Consider the following 16,167-nt stretch of genomic DNA (forward strand, 5'->3'; position numbering starts at 1 on the left):
GGGGCGACGACGAGCAACTGCGCCTGTCCGCAGCGTTTCTGACGGAAAACCAGGTACGGGGCGCAGCGGCACACGACGTGACGTGAGACCGGGTGGCCACCGTGACGGATGGACGATCGAGCACCGTGCACAGCGAGCGGCCGTGCCGGGCGCCGCGCGACTTCCGCCGACGTCCGGAGCGGCGGCGGCGCGAGCGGCTCGTGCTGGACTGCGAGCGGCGGTGCCACCCCGTCCTGGGGGTGGTGGCGTGACGGGGAACGCGGGGCCGTTAACCGCGGTGCCCTCGGCCGCGGGGCCGGCCGGTGTTCCGTTCGGTGCCGGGCCGTTCGGTGCCGGGCGGTTCGGTGCCGGGCCCCCCGGTGCCCCGGCCGGGGTGCTGCCGTTCCTCCGATGCGCCGGGGTCGTGCGACTCGGCGCCCCACCGGCCCCCCGACGGCGCGGGTCCGCCCGAGCCCGGCTCTGCCCCGGCGGGCTGTACGGGCCGCGACACCGGTGGGCCCGCGGGAACGATTCCCCGGAGCGCCGGCAAGCTCTGCGACGCGCTGTCGCCGTTGCGCGGCCGGCCGGCCGGACCGTCCCCCCAGCCGCGCCGCACGCGAAGGAGGCTCGATGACGGCATCCGGAGCGCACCGCCGCCGGCCGTCGCCCTCACCGGCACCCGGCGCCCACGCGCCGTACGTCCCCGCACACTTCGGCCGGCACAGGCCCGGTGAGACCGTGAACCAGGTGACCGGGCCCCGCCTGCTCCGCACCGTCGTGCCCGCCCACCCCTCACAGGCCGCAGGCGTCCGGCGTGCGATCACCACGCACCTCACCGCCCTGCCGCTCCCCGCCGAGACCGTCGACAGCGCCGTCCTCGCGGCGGACGAGATCTTCGCCAACGCCGTCGGACACGGCAGCACCGGCCCCGCCGACACGGTCACCGTGACGGTCGAGTCCTTTGGGCGGCACCTGTGCGTGACGGTCGCCGACAGTTCGTCCGCCGTCCCGCGGGCCCGCCCGCAGGACGCGAGCGCGGAGTCGGGCCGGGGCCTGGCGATCGTCGCGGCGCTGGCCGACGACTGGGGCGTCGCCCCGCCCGCGCCCGGCGCGGAAGGCAAACAGGTGTGGTTCACCCTGGCGCTCCGGGAGGCGCTGTGAAGCGCTCGGAGCAGGTGGCGGGCGAACAGGCCGACGGCGTCGGGCGGATGCCGCGGCCGGACGGGCGCGCCGACGGTGTGCCGATCTTCCTGCCCGGTCAACGGGCCGGCGCGGCGCGGAAGCGCCCCCCGGACGACCCCGCGGGCCACGCGCCGGGGCGACCCGTACGCGACGGGGGTCGCCACCGCGGGACGGCTCTCACCGCGGACGGGTGCCCGGCCGGTGACGCGGCGCCCTCCGGGGGCCCGCAGTCCGGTCCCGCCGACGGCTGCCCCCTGGACGGGGGAGCGGCGGGAACCCGCATGCCCCCCGGGGTCGCCACCCTGCTGGCCGGGGAACTGATCCGCAGGGCGGAGGAGGACACCAGGCTGACGCGGCGGGCACAGACAAACCTCGCCCCCGGCAGCCGCCGCGCCCTCCTCGCATGCCGCCGAGCCAACGCCGACGCCCTCCGCACGATCGTCTCCCGGCACGGCTGGCCCACCGCCGACCAGGTCGGGGTGGCGGCGTCGACGGCCGCCGTCATGATCCTCCTGCACACACCGGACCTCGACTTCCAGCTGCTGTGCCGCGACCTGATCGCCCAGGCGGCGGCCGACGGGCACTGCCCCGCGGCCCAGCACGCCTACATCGCGGACCACTGCGCCGTCGAACTCGGCGAACCGCAGTTCTACGGAACCCGGGTCAATCCGGTGACCCTGCGCCCGTACGCGATCCGGCAGCCCCACACCATCGACGAGCGCCGCCGTGACGTCGGGCTGTGCCCGCTGGAGGAGCAGATGCGCGCCCTGCGCCACCACGGCTGAGCCGCCCGGCTCTCACACTCCCGGGCGTGATGTGCAGCACGCGCCCGGGCGTCGCCGTCGCCCCCCGGGGAAGGTTCCCGCTGCGCACGGCTTGATCGACGATCACGCGGGGAGAATTCCCTGGCCACGGTACGTTCCACGCATTTGACACGTCGTCGAGCGCACGGATAAGAAAGCACCTCTCGGAGGTCGAGAGGTGAACTGTGTACGAGCCGAATGTGGTCGGAGACTGGCAGGAGTGCGACGAGCACGCCGGCCTGCGTGTCCGCGTCCACGGCTTGGAGAAGGCGGAACCCCCGCGCGGACGCGACGACGCCGCTGAGGGACTCACCTACTTCAGATTCCGGGTCACCGTCGAGAACCGCGCGAGCGAGCACTTCGGCATCCACGTGGAGGACGGCCAGATCGACGTCCGCCTCGGCACGGACGGCGAGAGCGCGATCCTCGACTGGCGGAACTCACAGTTCATCGAGGGCTTCGACGTCTACCCCCTGCGCCGGGCCACGGCGGTCGCGTACGCCGCCGGCACGGACACCGACCTGGCCCGGATGGACATCCAGGTCCAGCTGAAGGTCGACGAGGAGTGGACCGACCGCTACCTCTGGTCGGGCGGCGTGGGCCTGCCCGAGGACCCGGTCGGCACCGGCGTACGGACCGGTGCCGTGGAGGAGAGCCTCGCCTGTCAGGTGAGCAACTTCCTCAAGAAGGAAGCCGGCCCGGGCGTCGAGTGACGCCACCCCGGCCGCACCACCGCCCGGCCACGTCAGCACCGTCGACGCGCCAAGACCTAACCCCCGCCGCGCCGCCGGGGCCCGTCGCGGGCTCACCGGCGCGGCGCCCGCCCCGGCTACAGGAATCGCCGAATCGGCAGGACGGCGCACTCCTTGAGGCGCTGGACCAGCGGGCGGTGCTCCCAGCGGACCGGGTCGATGATCACGGCCCGTTCCCGGTCCTTCTCGAAGTCCTGGTCGAGAGCCGCGGTGAACTTCTCGTCGAGCACGGCGAGCATGACCTCCTCGTCGTGCTCCATGGAGCGGCGGTTGAAGTTGGTGGAGCCGATCAGGGCGGCGACCCCGTCCACGGTCATGATCTTCGTGTGGATCATGGTCGGCTGGTACTGGCTGATCTGGACGCCGGCGTCCAGAAGGCGGCTGTACAGGTGCTGACCGGCGAGACGACAGGCACGCTGGTCGGTGTAGGGACCCGGAAGCAGGATCTCGACCCGCACCCCGCGGCGGGCGGTCGCGGCCAGCAGATCGGCGAAGTACGCGTCCGGGGCGAAGTAGGCGGTGGACAGCCGCACGCGCTCCTCGGCGGAGGTGAGCATGATCCGGATGAGCGTCTGCATGTCCTGCCAGCCGAAACCGGCCGAGCCCCGCACCACCTGCACGGTCGAGTCGCCCGGCTGACCGTGCCGGGTGAAGCGGTCGCGCTCGTCGAACAGCTCGTCGTGGCACTCGGCCCAGTTCTGGGCGAAGGCGGCGGCGATACCGTCGACGGCCGGGCCGCGGACCTGCACATGGGTGTCGCGCCATTCCGACGGATTGCGGGCGTCGCCGCACCACTCCTCGGCGATGCCGACGCCGCCGGTGAACGCCGTGTGCTCGTCGATGACCAGCGCCTTGCGGTGACAGCGGTGGTTCTGCTTGAAGGGGGAGAGCAGCAGCGGCTTGCGGAACCAGCCGATCTGCACACCCGCGGAACTCATGGTCCGCAGCAGGTCAGCCTCGATCTTCTTCGCTCCGAAGCCGTCGAGCAGCAGCCGGACGCGCACACCCGCGCGGGCCCGGTCGGCCAGCGCCGCCGCGAAGTCGCGCGCTATCTGCCCCCGCCAGTAGACGAACGTCATCATGTCGACGGTGTGCTCGGCAGCGTGGACCGCGTGCAGCATGGCGGGAAAGATCTCGTCGCCGTTGCGCAGCGGGACGAGTTCGTTGCCCTCGGTCGCGGCGATGCCGAGCAGCCGCTCCAGTCTTCTCCGCAGCCGCTGCTTGCGCGCGTCCGGGTCGCCCCCGCCCACCGTGTCCTCGTGCTGGGGTTCCAGCGCCGTCGCTTCACGCATTCGCCGTCTCCTGTGTCCGTTCACTGTCGTCGACGGTCCGAGCCGGACCTCCGACCGGGCCTGCGGGCGTGCTGCCGGACCGCTCGCCGACCGGGCGGGACCGCGGTGGGGAGGGGCCGCCGCGCCCGCCCTGAGTCTCCCAGGACGCGGCCGTGCCCCTCCGCTCGACCGCGCGGGCGCCGGGGTGACCCGGCCCCGTGGCTCCGCGCGGGAGCATAGCCACCGACGCGACCGGGGGGAGTCCGTCGGTGGCACACGTTCTGGTGCCCCCGATCGGCAGTTGTACTCCGGCGGATGTCCGCGGTGCCGCGGACATGGAACGGCATACTCCCACGACTGCCGGAGCGGGCGGTTCCTGCGGGACACTGGTGCCATGGACACGTACGCATCCGCGGTCTCCGGCTTGCGTGAGCGGCTCGGTGCCGAGCTGTTCAGCCGGGTCGCGGGCCCGGAAGGTCCGGCCAACCGGGCCCGTATCCACGACACACCGGGACCCCGGTGGTTCGGCCCGGACCGTCCGATCCGCACCGTCCACGGCGACGCGTCGATGTTCGTCGGAGGGGTGCGCGCACTGCTGCTGCAGTCACTGCACCCGCTGGCGATGGCCGCGGTCGCCGCCCACTCCGGATACCAGGGCGACCCGTGGGGACGCCTCCAGCGCACCAGTACGTTCCTCGCCGTCACCACCTTCGGCACCGCCGAGGACGCCCAACGGGCCGTCGACCACGTCCGCGGCATTCACCGCAGGGTGCGCGGGACGACGGACCGGGGCGAGCCCTACCACGCGGCCGACCCGCATCTGCTCGGCTGGGTGCACGCCGCCGAGACCGACAGTTTCCTCGACGCCCACCAGCGCTACGGGGCGCACCCGCTGGACGCCGCCGCCTGCGACGCGTACGTCGCGGACACCGCGCGGGTGGCCGAGGCGCTCGGTGTCGTGGACCCGCCCCGGAACCGGGCGGAACTCGCCGAGGTACTCGACTCCTACCGCCCCGAGCTGCGTGCCACGGAGGCGGCCCGGTCGGCGGCGCGCTTCATCCTGTTCCGCCCGCCGCTGCCCCTCGCGGCCCGTCCGCCCTACGCCGTCCTGACGGCGACGGCGGTGGCCGATCTCCCGCCGTGGGCCCGCGGCCCGCTGCGGCTTCCGCGGATCCCGCTGCTCGAAGGCGTCGTGGCGCGCCAGGCCGGCCGTGCGATCGTCGGGACGATCCGCTGGGTGATGACCCCACCGCCGCCCCTGTCGCGGTGACCGGGCCGGCGCCTGCCGGAGATCCTTCGGTTCGTCCACGCGACACGCGTGCGTGGGCGGGATGTCCGCAGTACGAAGCCCGTGTCCGGGGTGTGAAATCGTCCCGGGACTTCTTGACCGGCCGAGCGCCCCGCTGATTCGATCGGGGACATGAGGCGACGGGGACTCACGCGGCGGCACCACGTCGATCCGGCGCAGGTCTCCAGCTCGGCCTGTCGCCGGCGCGTCTGAGCGCTTCCGGCCCCTCGCCGGGGTACAACCGGCCCGGCAGCCGGGTCTCCGACGTCCCCGTTGTCGAGGGCGTCCTGGACGGCACCGACCAGCACGTCTTCGCGATCGTCCCGTCCGACACCGCGGGCCTGACGTTCCACGACGACTGGGACAACGTCGGCCAGCGTCCCCGACGCCGTCACCGAGCGGGCGCGCGGTGCCTTCGAGGTCCGGGCCGCCGCGGTGATGGCACGCGCCACCACGTCGCCCTGGAGGTCACCAGCGGAATCTTCGAGGTCACCGGCACCCGCGCCACCGCGACCGCCGAGGGCCTGGACCGCTTCTGGCGCAACGTGCGCACCCACACCCTGCACGGCCCGGTGGCGTACAAGCGCCGGGAGGTGGGCCGCAACGTCCTGACCGGCGAACTCCCCGTCCCCACCTGGTACTCCTGACCCCTCACGTGCCGGGGCTCACGTGCCGAGGATCGGCGGCCCATGCCGACACACGCGGACGGCTCCCGCCCTGCGAGCAGGGGAGGGAGCCGTCCGCGTGTCGTGGGTGTTGCCGCCTGGCGCGTTACGCGTGACGGTGCCGGTTACCGGTGACGAGACGGTAGATGGCGAGCAGGATGACGGAGCCGATGATCGCGGCGATCCAGGTGGAGAGTTCGAAGAACCCGTCGACGGAGTCGACACCGAAGACGACCTTGCCGAGCCAGCCGCCGAGCAGGCCGCCGGCGATGCCGATGAGCATCGTGATGATGATGCCGCCCGGGTCCTTGCCCGGCATCAGGGCCTTGGCGATGGCGCCGGCGAGCAGGCCGATGATGATCCACGCGATGATGCCCATGCTGTGTCTCCGTCTGATCGTGTAAAGACTGTGTCAGCACACCGTCTGCACCGTCCGCGCCCGGACAAACATCTCGCGTGCATCACGGTTCCAATTTTTCGGTCGGCAGCAGCAGAACCGCTGTTGGACCCCTCCGTGAACGACGGGGACGTGACGCCCGATAGCCTGCACGCCATGATCACCTCGAGCCTTGACGACACCGATGTCGCGATAGCCGCGGCGCGGGCCGGCGCGCAGACCGTGCACGCCAGGTACGGCAAGCGGCTCACCCGCATCGACAAGGGCGCCGGAGACTTCGCGACCGATGCCGATGTCGCGGCCGAGGAAGCGATCCTCGGCGTCATCCGTGCCGCGCGGCCCGACGACGCGGTGCACGGCGAGGAGGGCGGGCGGCGGGGTGCGACCGGCGCGGCACGGCAGTGGCTGGTCGACCCGCTGTGCGGCACGCTCAACTACGCGGTCGGCACCATGCTGGTCGCCGTCAACGTGGCGCTGCGCAACGGTCCGGCCGCGGTGGCCGATCCGTTCAGCGGTGAGATCTTCTTCACCGACGGTGCGACCGCCCGGGTCCGGTGCGACGGGGACGACACGCGGCTGGCGCCGACAGCCGCCTCCCGGCTCGTGGACGTGAACCTGGACCCGCCCTTTCCCGGCGCGCCCGGGTTCCGAGCCGTCGACCTCCTCGCTCACCCCGGTTTCGTCGAACGGTTCCGGCCGCGGGTCGTCTCCACGACCCTGGCCCTGGCATGGGTGGCGGCCGGCAAGCGCGCCGCATACGTGACCGACGGCGGTGACCTCACGGAAAGCGTGCACTTCGCGGCGGGCATCGCACTGTGCCGGGCCGCCGGTTGTGTCGTCACCGGCGTCGACGGCGCCCCGCTCGGACGGGCCGGCCGGGGGCTCGTCGTGGCCGCGGACGCGGAGACGCACGGGCTGCTGCTCTCGATGATCCGCGGCCGGGGCTAGGGTCGCGCCCGAGGGGGCTACGCGGGCCGGGTGCTCGTGCGGTGCAGATGGGCGTCGACCAGGGCGAAGGTGGCTTCCGGCTGTTCGATCTGCGGAAGATGGCCGGCCCCCGGGATGACCTCGAGCCGGCCGTCGCCGAAGGCTCCGGCGTAGGCGGCGCCGTAGGCGGGGGTGACGATGCGGTCGCTCTCTCCCCAGAGCAGGAGGGAGGGCACCCGCACGCGTCCGAGCCTGCGCAGCAGTCGGGGGTCGTGCATGTAGGGGTCACCCGCCAGGATGCGCATCGTGGCCATGTTGCTCTGCCGGCGGGCGAGTTGGTCGGCCGGGATGTCCGCGGGGTCGAGGTGGTACCGGTCCGGGTCGTGCCAGGAGTGCTCTGCGACGCCGCGGGCGTCCAGGGCGAAGAAGTCGGTGACCGGTTCCGTCTCGACGTGCACGCCGACCGGGTCGATCAGGACGAGGCCGGTGATGATTCCCGCGGTGTCGCGGACGGCCATCTCGGCGGCCGTCCAGCCGCCCAGTGAGGATCCGACGACGAGAACGTCGCGCAGCCGTCGGTCGTGCAGGTGATGCAGGTAGGCGAGGGCGAGGTCGTCGATACCGGTGAGCCAGTCGGGCCGGTGGGTGCCGTCCCAGCCGGGGTGCACGGGGGTGAGGGTGTGGGCGCTTCGGGAGAGGTGCTCGGCGAGGCCGGCGACGGTGGCCGGGCCCCCGCCGCCGTGCAGGATCAGGACGGGCCTGCCGGCTCCGGCCTCGGACAGGGTGAGGGACAGGTCGGGGTATACGGCTGCTGCTGCGTCTGTAGGCACCCGTTCAGAGTAACTAAAGTTCTTTATATAAGCTAGCTTGGTCGCAAAGTAGACTCGACCCATGCATGAGGATCTGGATCTCCAAGAGCTGGGCAGAGCGGTGAAGCAAGTCCAGTACCGCCAGCACAGGGCGCTCGACAGCGCGCTGACGGCTGCCGGTACGACGCTGGCCCAGTGGGACGCGCTGCGCGCGATCAGCCGCTCACCCGGGGCGTCGGCCCGCGCGCTCTCCGCGGCGACGTTTCAGACCGAGCAGGCGTTCGGGGCGCTCGTCGGCCGCCTGACGGCGAAAGGCCTGGTGGAGCGACGGCCAGGACATGGCCGACGCATCGAGCACCACCTCACGCCCACCGGCGAAGAACTGCTGGCGGCCGGCCACAAGGTCGCGGACGAGGTGCTCGCCCGCTGCTTCTCCGGGTTGTCCGCCGCGGATCGCGCGTCCCTGCTGGACCTGCTCCAGCACCTCACCACGGAGCCAGAGGCATAGCCCGGGACGCCGGTCCGGAATCCGGCTCCGGCTCCGCCGCTGGCTTCGGCTCGCGACGCTTGGCCGCGGGACCCCGGCTGCCCCGCGGGACCCCGGCTGCCCGGGGGCTACCGGGTTGCTCGCCGGGCGCTGGTGTCGCGGGTGAGGAGGAAGCCGAGGGCGATCATGCCGATGCCGAGGACGAAGTGGAGCCAGTTGTCGGCCGTGTTGACGGGGATGAAGTTGGCGTCACTGGCATGGTCGATGAACAGGCCGTACAGCCACAGCACCAGGTAGACGGCGCCGCCGACGAGGAGGTAGTTGCGTGCGGTGCCGGGGGTGCGGGCCAGGGCGAGGCCGGCGATGCCGAAGAGCAGGTGGACGATGTTGTGCAGGACGGACACCTGGAAGATGCCGAGGAGTTTGGCGCCGGAGTGGTGGGCGGCGAACTCCATCGTGTCGTAGTGGGTGGTGACACCGGGGATGAAGCCGAGGATGCCCACGAGCAGGAAGACGGCGCCGACGAGCAGCGCGGCCTGTTGCACCCGCGTGCGGGTGGGGGCTCTGGAGGGTGTGTGCGCGGTCATGGGCCTGTTCCCTTCGTCCATGCGTCGGGCTGAAGCCGCTCCGGGCTGTGTGTCTTGGCCAGTACCCACGGTGAGGAAAACATTCGGCTCACGGCGGGTGAGCTTTCGGGGCGCTCGGGCTCGTCACCGAGGCGTCTGCGGGCGACCGGCCGGGCGCCGCGAATCCCGGCCGTCGGCGGGAGTGGATCGCGTCCTGGCCGGTGGTGCTGCGGCCTCCCGGGGGCGCCAACAGCGTAGATCCCGTCATGGAGGCGGACCCGCATCGTCGTACACCAGGAGGCCGTCCTCGCGAAGCCGCACGCCCGGCGTCGGACTGTGCGGGGTGAGCCGGCCGTCGTGCATCAGATGATGGACGGGCACGCCGTGGGCCAGGACGGCGAAGTCGGCGATCAGGCGCCGGTGGCACCGCCACCACAGCGCTTCACCGCACATCACCGCGGTGCGCTCCCCGGCCGCCCGGTGCACGAGATCGTCCATGGCGGCGACGAAGTCGGGGCTGCGGGTATGGGCGGCGTAGCCACGGAAGGACGCGTTGCGCCAGACCGTGTCGGGCGAGTGCGGCGGCGGCTTGCGGAAGCCGCCCAGGCGCGGCTCCCACCGGTAGGTGAGGTGCTCCTCTGGCATCCACTCGGAAAGTCGCTGCCGTGACACGTCCGGGTTCCGGCGGCTGCCGGGAGCGGTCCTGACGTCCACGACGGCGGTGACGCCGGCTCCCCGCAGGAGTTTCGCCAGCGAGGACCGGTCCGCGGTGCTGTGGCCGAAGGTGAGCAGCTCCCGCGTGGGCACCGTGGATCCGTCTGCGGGGGCCGCCCGGTCGTGGTCCATGCGTCCAGTGCAGCAGCTTCGGGCCGGCATGTCCCTTGCTGGAGTGCGCCGGTCGTCCTGCCGGCGCCTCGACGGTCCGCCGCGCCATACCGGCGGCGAGGACCGCCCCAAGGTGCCGGCACCTCGTCGTGCGGGGCCGGCCCCCTCCACCGGCTGAGGTATCCGGCATCCTCACCACCCGTCACGCCCGTACTCCGGGCACGTGAGGATACGGCCGGGCCACGGGCGGGATGTACTGCCGCCGCCGTGTCGGCCGGGGAGCCCGCCGCGAGCGTCGTAGCGTGGGTCGCGCCGACCGCGCAGGCACCCGGCGACGGCCGACCCCGAGGTGGCGTGATGTGCTGGAGTGCGAAGGCGGACCTCGTGGCGGGCGCCGGAATCGCGGTGCTCGGAGCCGCCTGCCTCGTGCGTTCACGGCGATGTCGGGATCTGCCCATGGCCGCCCTGCCGGTGCTGCTCGGGACTCACCAGATCGTCGAGTCGGTGGTCTGGCACGCCGGAGGCGGTGCGGGACCCGCCACCGTGGCCTGGGCCGTCATCGCGCTTCCGCTGCTGGCGGTGTGGGTGCCCCTGGGCGTGATGTGCGCGGTGCCCCGAAGAGCCCGGCACAGGGTGGCGACGCCCCTCGTGGCGGGAGCCGTGACGGCGACGGCCCTCGCCCACGCCCTTGCCGTGCGTCCCGTGACCGCCGAGGTCCGTGGCCACACCCTCGGCTATGTGCTGGACCTGCCTCACGCCCAACTCCTCATCGGGGGATACCTGTTGGCTACCGTGGGCTCGCTGGTGCTGTCCGGCGACCGGGGGCTGACAGCGCTCGGGATGCTGGTCGCCGTGGGCGCGATCGTCTGCTGGGCGCTGTGGCGGCTGGAGTTCGTCTCGACCTGGTGCGCGTTCGCCGCCCTGTGCTCGGTCGTCCTCTGCTTCTGGGTGCGCGGACGGCAGGACGCCGGGGCGGCGGACCGGACGGGGCGCGCCCCGGAGCGGGTACGGGGGAGCGGTCCCGGAGCGTGAGGCGCGGCGCCCGCACCGGTCACGGGGCACGCGGGGCGACGCCTGTCACCGCACCACTCGCCGTTGCCGCCAACGTTGCGACACTGGTGGAGTGACGGACGGCGAAGGGCGGACGGACCGGCGCTTGGAGCGAGCCATTCTGGAGCTCCTGGAGCGACGTGCCCCGACGGCGACGATCTGTCCCTCGGACGCCGCGCGGGCGGTGTACGAAGGGGACGACGACGGCTGGCGTGCGCTCATGGAACCGGCCCGCCGCGCGGCCCGGCGGCTGGTCGCGGCCGGCGAGGTGGACATCACCCAGGGCGGCCGTCCCGTCGATCCGGCACAGGCCCGCGGCCCGATCCGCATCCGCCGCGCCCGCTGACACCACGTGCGCGTCCACCGCGGCGGGGTCAAGAGCCTCCTTCACGCCTCGGGCGGCCCGCCGACTTCCCAATTACGACACCGGTCGAAGTTTGACGGTCATTGAAAGATGTGTTTCGTTGGCGCATGGACGGCCGGGTGGCCGACGCCGTGGCCGTACTGCCGGGCGTCCGTTCCGCGTCGCCGGCCTGCTCCGTCGATCCCGCGGCCCATCCGGCGCCCGGCGCACCCCACGGGCCTGCGCCGGATTCACCTCAGTGGAAAGGACCACGTCCCGATGCGTGCCTGGCAGCTCGAAGACTCCGGCCTGGACGACCTGCGCCTGGCGGAGCGGGCCCACTCCGAGGCCCGGGCCGTGGGACACCTCGTCCGCGGCGTCCTCGGCACGATCGTCATCCGCGTCGCGGACTGACTCCCACCCGGCCCGGCGGCAGGCCCCCGGCCAGGACATGGCCGGGCGGCGCAGGAGCCCTGTCGCAGCACCGTCACCCCGTTCTCAGGAGAGTCCCCATGGCGAAGATCGTTCAGTTCGACCGGCTCGGCGGCGCGGAGGTCCTGACCCTGCGCGACGTGCAGACCCGCGATCCCGGACCCGGCGAGGTGCGCGTCCGCGTGGACGCCGTCGGCCTGAACCGGGCCGAGATCATGTACCGCGAGGGTGCCTACTGAAAGAGCGGTTCGCTGGCCCCTCTCCTCGACCGCACCTTCGACCTCGCCGACATCGCCGACGCCCACCGCTAACTGGAGTCCAACACCCACCTCGGCAAGATCGTGGTCACCGTCACGCACGACGCGGACGAGCCCGCGGCCTGAAGTCCGCGGTCATCACGGTCCCCGTCCAGGACGCGGGTCCCGCCGGGCGGCCCGGGTGTCCTGCCGCCGGACCCGCCTACGCGGCGGAAGCGGCCAGGACCGCCGACAGCAGGCCGGGGAAACGGGCCTCCATCTCCTCGGTCCGCAGCGTGTTCATCTTCGCCGTCCCCACGTAGTACTGGCGGATCAGCCCGGCCTCGCGCAGCACGCTGAAGTGGTGGGTCAGCGTCGACAGCGACACCGGAGCCTCGAACGTCCCACAGCTCATGTCCTGACCGGCGTACGCCAGTTGGGAGACCACCCCACGCCGCACCGGATCCACCAGAGCCTCCAGCACCTGCTGAAGGGACACCTGCGACAACTCCGGGTGCTCCACCGTCCGGGCGGCGGTACGGGGGCGGGCCATGGTGACTCCTCAGAACGGCATGAGCGTGCGGCTCCATAGTACGACCGCCATCAAAATTGGGTGTCGCGCCGGCCCTGGAGCGCGTGGGGCGAGTCCCTGTTCCCGCCCTGTGCCGGCGCCCCGGGTCAGGACTTCCAGGGGCCGATGCGGTCCAGGCGGCGCGACTGCTGACGCGCCGTGGCTACGTCCAGGCTCCCGCCACGCTGGGTGAGGCGACCGGCGACGCCCGCGCGGTGTTCCACGGGCTTGTGGTCGTCGTACTTGAACTTGGCCCGCACGTCGAGGACTTCGAGCCGCAGGCCGCGGATGCCGGGGAGCATCCGTCCGTAAGGGGGCCCGTCGGGGTCGATGGGAGCGTGGTCGCCGTCGGGCTGGAAGTGCGCCATCTGGCGGCGCAGCAGATCGGCCTTGGCCTCGGGGTCGTCGACGATGTGGGCGCGGCAGGTGAACTGGACGGCCGCGTAGTAGCTGGTGGGCACGCCGTCGGTGGGCGGGGTGGCGGGCTTGGCGCGCCAGGGGCCGGGGATGAAGGCGTAGTCGCCGACGACGGTGAAGGTGACGTTCGCGTCGTGCTCGATCGCCTGCCAGACCGGGTTGGGGCGAGCGAGGTGGATCAGCAGAAGGCCGTCGTCGAGGCTGAAGTGGGTGGGGACGACGGCGGGGGCCTCGCCGGGCGGACCGTTGACGCTGAGCTGGCCGAAGTCGTGGCCGTCGGCGATCCAGGCCTGCCACTCGGCGTCGTCCAGGGCGGCGTCCCAGGGCTGGATGAACATCAGGTGCTCCCTGTGTGCGTGCGTGGGCGGGCGTGTCGGGTGGGGCGGGTCAGGTGAGGGCGAGGAGGCTGACGGCGACGGCGGCGGTGCCCAGACCGATGAGCTGGCCTCGGTGTATGCGTTCGGCGAGGACGCTGCGGGCGAGCAGGACGGTGCCCGCCGGATACAGGGCGGTGATCACGGCGACGACGGTGAGGTCTCCGCTCCGGGCGGCGAGCAGGAACAGCAGGTTCGCCAGCGAGTCCAGCACCCCGGCGGCCGCGGAGATCGCGAGGGCGGGCTTCTCCGTGCCGAGCCGGCGGAACATCACGGCGGCGGCGGCGAGCGTGACGGCCGAGGAGACCGCCCTGCCGACGATCAGCGGGGCCACGCCGCTGTCGGAGGGCGCCTGGTGCAGGCAGACGAGCTGAAGGGCGATCGCGGCGCCCGCCCCGAGGGCCAGCAGCAGCGCCGTGCGCGACGGACGCGAGGAGCCCACACCGTGCCCGGCGCTGACCAGGACCACCGCCACGAGCGCCAGCGGCAGACCCACCAGGCCGCCCATCCCCAGGTGATCGCCCTGGAGCAGGCCGACCGTGACCGGCAGGGCGGCGGACACCAGCGCGGTGACGGGAGACAGGACGTTCATGGGGCCGATCGCCAGCGTCCTGTAGAGCAGGGCGAACGCCGCGGCGGACGCCACCCCGGACACCGCGCCCCAGCCGACGCTCGCCGGGGTGAACGAAGCACCCAGGAAGGGCCACAGCAGCAGCTCGACCGCGAGACTGGCGGGGGCCGCGACCATCACGGTGCGCAGCACATGAGCCTTGCGGGCGCCGAGGCCGCCGAGGAAGTCGGCACACCCGTAGGCGAGAGAGCTGCCCAGGGCCAGCAGGAGGGCGATCACGGTACTTCCCTATGTTTCACAATGGAACGACTCGACCGTACAATGAACCGACCGATGGTTGTCAACCAAACGACCGAACGGTTCATTCCAGTGATTCGCAGTACGGGACAGGACGGTGACCGGGTGCCCGAGGCAGAGGAAGCCCTGCGCACGCTCGCGCACAACGTGAGAGCCGCACGGACACGGGCGGGCCTGTCCCTGGACGAGCTGGGCCGGCGCGCCAGGGTCAGCAAGGGCGCCCTGGTCGGGCTGGAGAAGGCCCAGGGCAACCCGAACTTCTCCACCCTGGTCCGCCTCGCCGACACCCTCGGTGTCTCGGTGTCGGCCCTGATGGAGGGGCCGGCCGAAGGCCGGGTCCGAGTGGTGTCCGCCGACGCCGTCATGCCTCTGTGGGCCGGCGAGCGGGGCGGCGAAGCCCGGCTCATGCTGACCACCGCGGGGCCGGCTCCGGTCGAGGTCTGGCGCTGGAGACTGGAGCCGGGTGAGGAGTACCCGAGTCACCCCCATCAGGCCGGCGTCGTGGAGACCGTCAGCGTCACCTCCGGACGGATGACACTGGTCGTCGACGGCACCGAGCATCCGGTCGAGGCCGGGCAGACCGCCACCTTCGACGGCGACACCGCCCATACCTACCGCGGCTCGGGTACCGGAACCTGCCACCTGATCATGACCGTCCACATCCCGCCCGGCCCGGGCTCCCCGGCCTGACCTCAAGGCGGGCGAGGGAACTCAGGGCGACACCGGTCAGAGGGACTGCCGACGGCGCGCGTTCTTCCGATTGGCGACCAGCAGGCACGGCCACACGAGGACCATGCACACCGCGACGGTGATGCGGCCCGCGCCGACGCCGTCGATCACTTTCCACACCAGCAGACCGACGCTCAGACAGGACATCGGCCAGTACACCCGAGGGCCCCACCTGTTGCCGGGTCTCGTCCAGGGCGGCGGAACACTAGAACCGGAGCGCAGTGTCATGCGGGACCTCCCTCTCCGCCAACCCTCCTGCCCGTAACGGCCGTTGATGAACGTCGACCCGTCGCCCGCGCGGTCCGCTCACCCCTCGTATTCCGTCAGGTCGATGCCGTACACGCCCAACGGATAGCCGTACACCGGGTGTTCGGTCTCGCGCTCCAGCGTCAGTCCGAGCTTGCTGATGACGTTCTCGGAGGCGTCGTTGCCCATCTGATTGATGCTGATGACCCGGTCCAGGCCGCGGTCCTGGAGCGCGAACTCCAGGACCGCGTGGGCGGCTTCCGAGGCGTATCCCTGCCCCCAGAACGAGGAGCCGAGCCGCCAGCCGATCGCCACGGCGGGCAGCACCTCGGGAAGGAACTCGGGCACCGAAAGGCCCGCGAAACCGGCCAGTTCACCGGAGGCCAGCAGTTCGACGGCGAAGATGCCGAAGCCCTCCTCGTCCCATTCCTCTTCCCACTGCTCGATCTCGGTGGCCGTCTCGTCCAGGCCGAGGACCGACCCGTCGCCGATCCATCGCATCACCTGGGAGTCGGCGTTGATGTCGGCCAGGGGCGCGAGGTCGTCGTCGGTCCAGCGGCGGAGGACGAGGCGGGGGGTGCGGATCTCGGTCATGAAGCACATCCTGCCTGACGTACGAGGCCACGGCTGACCTGGGGCCGGACCCGGCGGGGGGTCGGCTCCACGCCACGGGGCCGGCCGGGGGAGCACGTGTCGCGGGCGAATGATGCATCGACGCGCGGCAAAACGGGCAAGAACCCGGAGCGGTCGGGAGAGACCCCCGGACGACCCGGTTTCCCAGCGGCGTGAAGGCCAGTGCGGACTGCTTCACGGCGTATGTCACCTCGTGACCGGGACCGCGGCGTCCAGGACCGGACCGCGCACCGCACTGCCTGCTGCCGAGAGCGGACCCACTTCATACGGACCCTTGCTTCGCGCCGCACCCGGCCGCACGGATGGCATGTACACGA

Annotated in this window: 22 protein-coding genes; 12 read left to right on the forward strand and 10 right to left on the reverse strand. The window is 72.3% G+C overall.

Going from position 1 to position 16,167, the window contains the following annotated elements; all coding sequences use genetic code 11:
• Positions 1–609 precede the first annotated feature (609 nt).
• From AC0ZLC_RS03265 to AC0ZLC_RS03275, 3 genes are all read left to right on the forward strand, one after another.
• Positions 610–1,140: an ATP-binding protein gene (locus AC0ZLC_RS03265; RefSeq protein WP_476750324.1), complete on the forward strand. Its 531-nt coding sequence runs from the start codon at positions 610–612 to the stop codon at positions 1,138–1,140.
• Positions 1,137–1,946 carry a DUF6624 domain-containing protein gene (locus tag AC0ZLC_RS03270; protein WP_476750325.1) on the forward strand — a complete coding sequence of 270 codons (810 nt, stop codon included), beginning with the start codon at positions 1,137–1,139 and terminating at the stop codon, positions 1,944–1,946. The genes AC0ZLC_RS03265 and AC0ZLC_RS03270 overlap by 4 nt, the downstream gene beginning before the upstream one ends.
• A gap of 203 nt (positions 1,947–2,149) precedes the next feature.
• On the forward strand, positions 2,150–2,677 hold the full coding sequence (locus AC0ZLC_RS03275) for a hypothetical protein (protein WP_476750326.1): 528 nt from the start codon (positions 2,150–2,152) through the stop codon (positions 2,675–2,677).
• A 116-nt stretch (positions 2,678–2,793) separates the two neighbouring features.
• On the opposite strand, the gene AC0ZLC_RS03280 is transcribed toward AC0ZLC_RS03275, so the two are convergent.
• Positions 2,794–4,008, reverse strand: a complete 1,215-nt coding sequence (locus AC0ZLC_RS03280) for a phospholipase D-like domain-containing protein (protein WP_476750327.1) — start codon at positions 4,006–4,008, stop codon at positions 2,794–2,796.
• Positions 4,009–4,381: 373 nt separating this feature from the next.
• Here AC0ZLC_RS03280 and AC0ZLC_RS03285 point away from each other — a divergent pair, with 373 nt between their 5' ends.
• Both AC0ZLC_RS03285 and AC0ZLC_RS03290 read left to right on the forward strand, forming a co-directional pair.
• A complete protein-coding gene (locus tag AC0ZLC_RS03285; protein ID WP_476750328.1) occupies positions 4,382–5,257 on the forward strand; it encodes an oxygenase MpaB family protein in 876 nt (291 codons plus the stop codon).
• Positions 5,258–5,616: 359 nt separating this feature from the next.
• On the forward strand, positions 5,617–5,922 hold the full coding sequence (locus AC0ZLC_RS03290; protein ID WP_476750729.1) for a hypothetical protein: 306 nt from the start codon (positions 5,617–5,619) through the stop codon (positions 5,920–5,922).
• A gap of 124 nt (positions 5,923–6,046) precedes the next feature.
• On the opposite strand, the gene AC0ZLC_RS03295 is transcribed toward AC0ZLC_RS03290, so the two are convergent.
• Entirely contained in the window at positions 6,047–6,319 is a 273-nt protein-coding gene (locus tag AC0ZLC_RS03295; RefSeq protein ID WP_476750329.1) for a GlsB/YeaQ/YmgE family stress response membrane protein, read from the reverse strand.
• A 174-nt stretch (positions 6,320–6,493) separates the two neighbouring features.
• On the opposite strand from AC0ZLC_RS03295, the gene AC0ZLC_RS03300 reads away from it, so the two are divergent.
• Positions 6,494–7,285: an inositol monophosphatase family protein gene (locus tag AC0ZLC_RS03300; protein WP_476750330.1), complete on the forward strand. Its 792-nt coding sequence runs from the start codon at positions 6,494–6,496 to the stop codon at positions 7,283–7,285.
• A 17-nt stretch (positions 7,286–7,302) separates the two neighbouring features.
• Here AC0ZLC_RS03300 and AC0ZLC_RS03305 read toward each other — a convergent pair whose 3' ends face one another.
• Entirely contained in the window at positions 7,303–8,094 is a 792-nt protein-coding gene (locus AC0ZLC_RS03305) for an alpha/beta fold hydrolase (RefSeq protein ID WP_476750331.1), read from the reverse strand.
• A 61-nt stretch (positions 8,095–8,155) separates the two neighbouring features.
• Here AC0ZLC_RS03305 and AC0ZLC_RS03310 point away from each other — a divergent pair, with 61 nt between their 5' ends.
• Entirely contained in the window at positions 8,156–8,581 is a 426-nt protein-coding gene (locus AC0ZLC_RS03310) for a MarR family winged helix-turn-helix transcriptional regulator (RefSeq protein ID WP_476750332.1), read from the forward strand.
• 107 nt (positions 8,582–8,688) lie between these two features.
• Here the strand turns inward: AC0ZLC_RS03310 and AC0ZLC_RS03315 are convergent, their stop codons facing one another.
• Both AC0ZLC_RS03315 and AC0ZLC_RS03320 read right to left on the reverse strand, forming a co-directional pair.
• Complete coding sequence (locus AC0ZLC_RS03315; protein ID WP_476750333.1) at positions 8,689–9,147, reverse strand: DUF4383 domain-containing protein; 459 nt, start codon at positions 9,145–9,147, stop codon at positions 8,689–8,691.
• A 243-nt stretch (positions 9,148–9,390) separates the two neighbouring features.
• Complete coding sequence (locus tag AC0ZLC_RS03320) at positions 9,391–9,972, reverse strand: DUF488 domain-containing protein (RefSeq protein WP_476750334.1); 582 nt, start codon at positions 9,970–9,972, stop codon at positions 9,391–9,393.
• Between the two features lie 336 nt (positions 9,973–10,308).
• Between AC0ZLC_RS03320 and AC0ZLC_RS03325 the strand changes: the two genes are divergently transcribed.
• The 4 genes from AC0ZLC_RS03325 to AC0ZLC_RS03340 all read left to right on the forward strand — a co-directional run bounded on the left by AC0ZLC_RS03325 (position 10,309) and on the right by AC0ZLC_RS03340 (position 12,015).
• On the forward strand, positions 10,309–10,983 hold the full coding sequence (locus tag AC0ZLC_RS03325; RefSeq protein ID WP_476750335.1) for a DUF6629 family protein: 675 nt from the start codon (positions 10,309–10,311) through the stop codon (positions 10,981–10,983).
• Positions 10,984–11,107: 124 nt separating this feature from the next.
• Positions 11,108–11,347, forward strand: coding sequence for a DUF3253 domain-containing protein (locus tag AC0ZLC_RS03330; protein WP_476750336.1), 240 nt, complete (start codon positions 11,108–11,110; stop codon positions 11,345–11,347).
• A 276-nt stretch (positions 11,348–11,623) separates the two neighbouring features.
• Complete coding sequence (locus tag AC0ZLC_RS03335) at positions 11,624–11,758, forward strand: hypothetical protein (protein WP_476750337.1); 135 nt, start codon at positions 11,624–11,626, stop codon at positions 11,756–11,758.
• 98 nt (positions 11,759–11,856) lie between these two features.
• Entirely contained in the window at positions 11,857–12,015 is a 159-nt protein-coding gene (locus AC0ZLC_RS03340; RefSeq protein WP_476750338.1) for a hypothetical protein, read from the forward strand.
• A 220-nt stretch (positions 12,016–12,235) separates the two neighbouring features.
• Here the strand turns inward: AC0ZLC_RS03340 and AC0ZLC_RS03345 are convergent, their stop codons facing one another.
• From AC0ZLC_RS03345 to AC0ZLC_RS03355, 3 genes are all read right to left on the reverse strand, one after another.
• Positions 12,236–12,565 carry an ArsR/SmtB family transcription factor gene (locus AC0ZLC_RS03345; protein ID WP_476750339.1) on the reverse strand — a complete coding sequence of 110 codons (330 nt, stop codon included), beginning with the start codon at positions 12,563–12,565 and terminating at the stop codon, positions 12,236–12,238.
• Positions 12,566–12,690: 125 nt separating this feature from the next.
• Positions 12,691–13,338, reverse strand: coding sequence for an FMN-binding negative transcriptional regulator (locus tag AC0ZLC_RS03350; RefSeq protein ID WP_476750340.1), 648 nt, complete (start codon positions 13,336–13,338; stop codon positions 12,691–12,693).
• A gap of 49 nt (positions 13,339–13,387) precedes the next feature.
• Entirely contained in the window at positions 13,388–14,224 is an 837-nt protein-coding gene (locus tag AC0ZLC_RS03355; RefSeq protein ID WP_476750341.1) for an EamA family transporter, read from the reverse strand.
• A 123-nt stretch (positions 14,225–14,347) separates the two neighbouring features.
• On the opposite strand from AC0ZLC_RS03355, the gene AC0ZLC_RS03360 reads away from it, so the two are divergent.
• Positions 14,348–14,932 (forward strand): helix-turn-helix domain-containing protein, encoded by a 585-nt coding sequence (locus AC0ZLC_RS03360; RefSeq protein WP_476750342.1) that lies wholly within the window; start codon positions 14,348–14,350, stop codon positions 14,930–14,932.
• 36 nt (positions 14,933–14,968) lie between these two features.
• On the opposite strand, the gene AC0ZLC_RS03365 is transcribed toward AC0ZLC_RS03360, so the two are convergent.
• Positions 14,969–15,118: a hypothetical protein gene (locus tag AC0ZLC_RS03365; RefSeq protein WP_476750343.1), complete on the reverse strand. Its 150-nt coding sequence runs from the start codon at positions 15,116–15,118 to the stop codon at positions 14,969–14,971.
• 159 nt (positions 15,119–15,277) lie between these two features.
• Complete coding sequence (locus AC0ZLC_RS03370) at positions 15,278–15,811, reverse strand: GNAT family N-acetyltransferase (protein WP_476750344.1); 534 nt, start codon at positions 15,809–15,811, stop codon at positions 15,278–15,280.
• Positions 15,812–16,167: the final 356 nt, after the last annotated feature.

This window comes from Streptomyces sp. GLSS-08 (genome assembly GCF_056387915.1).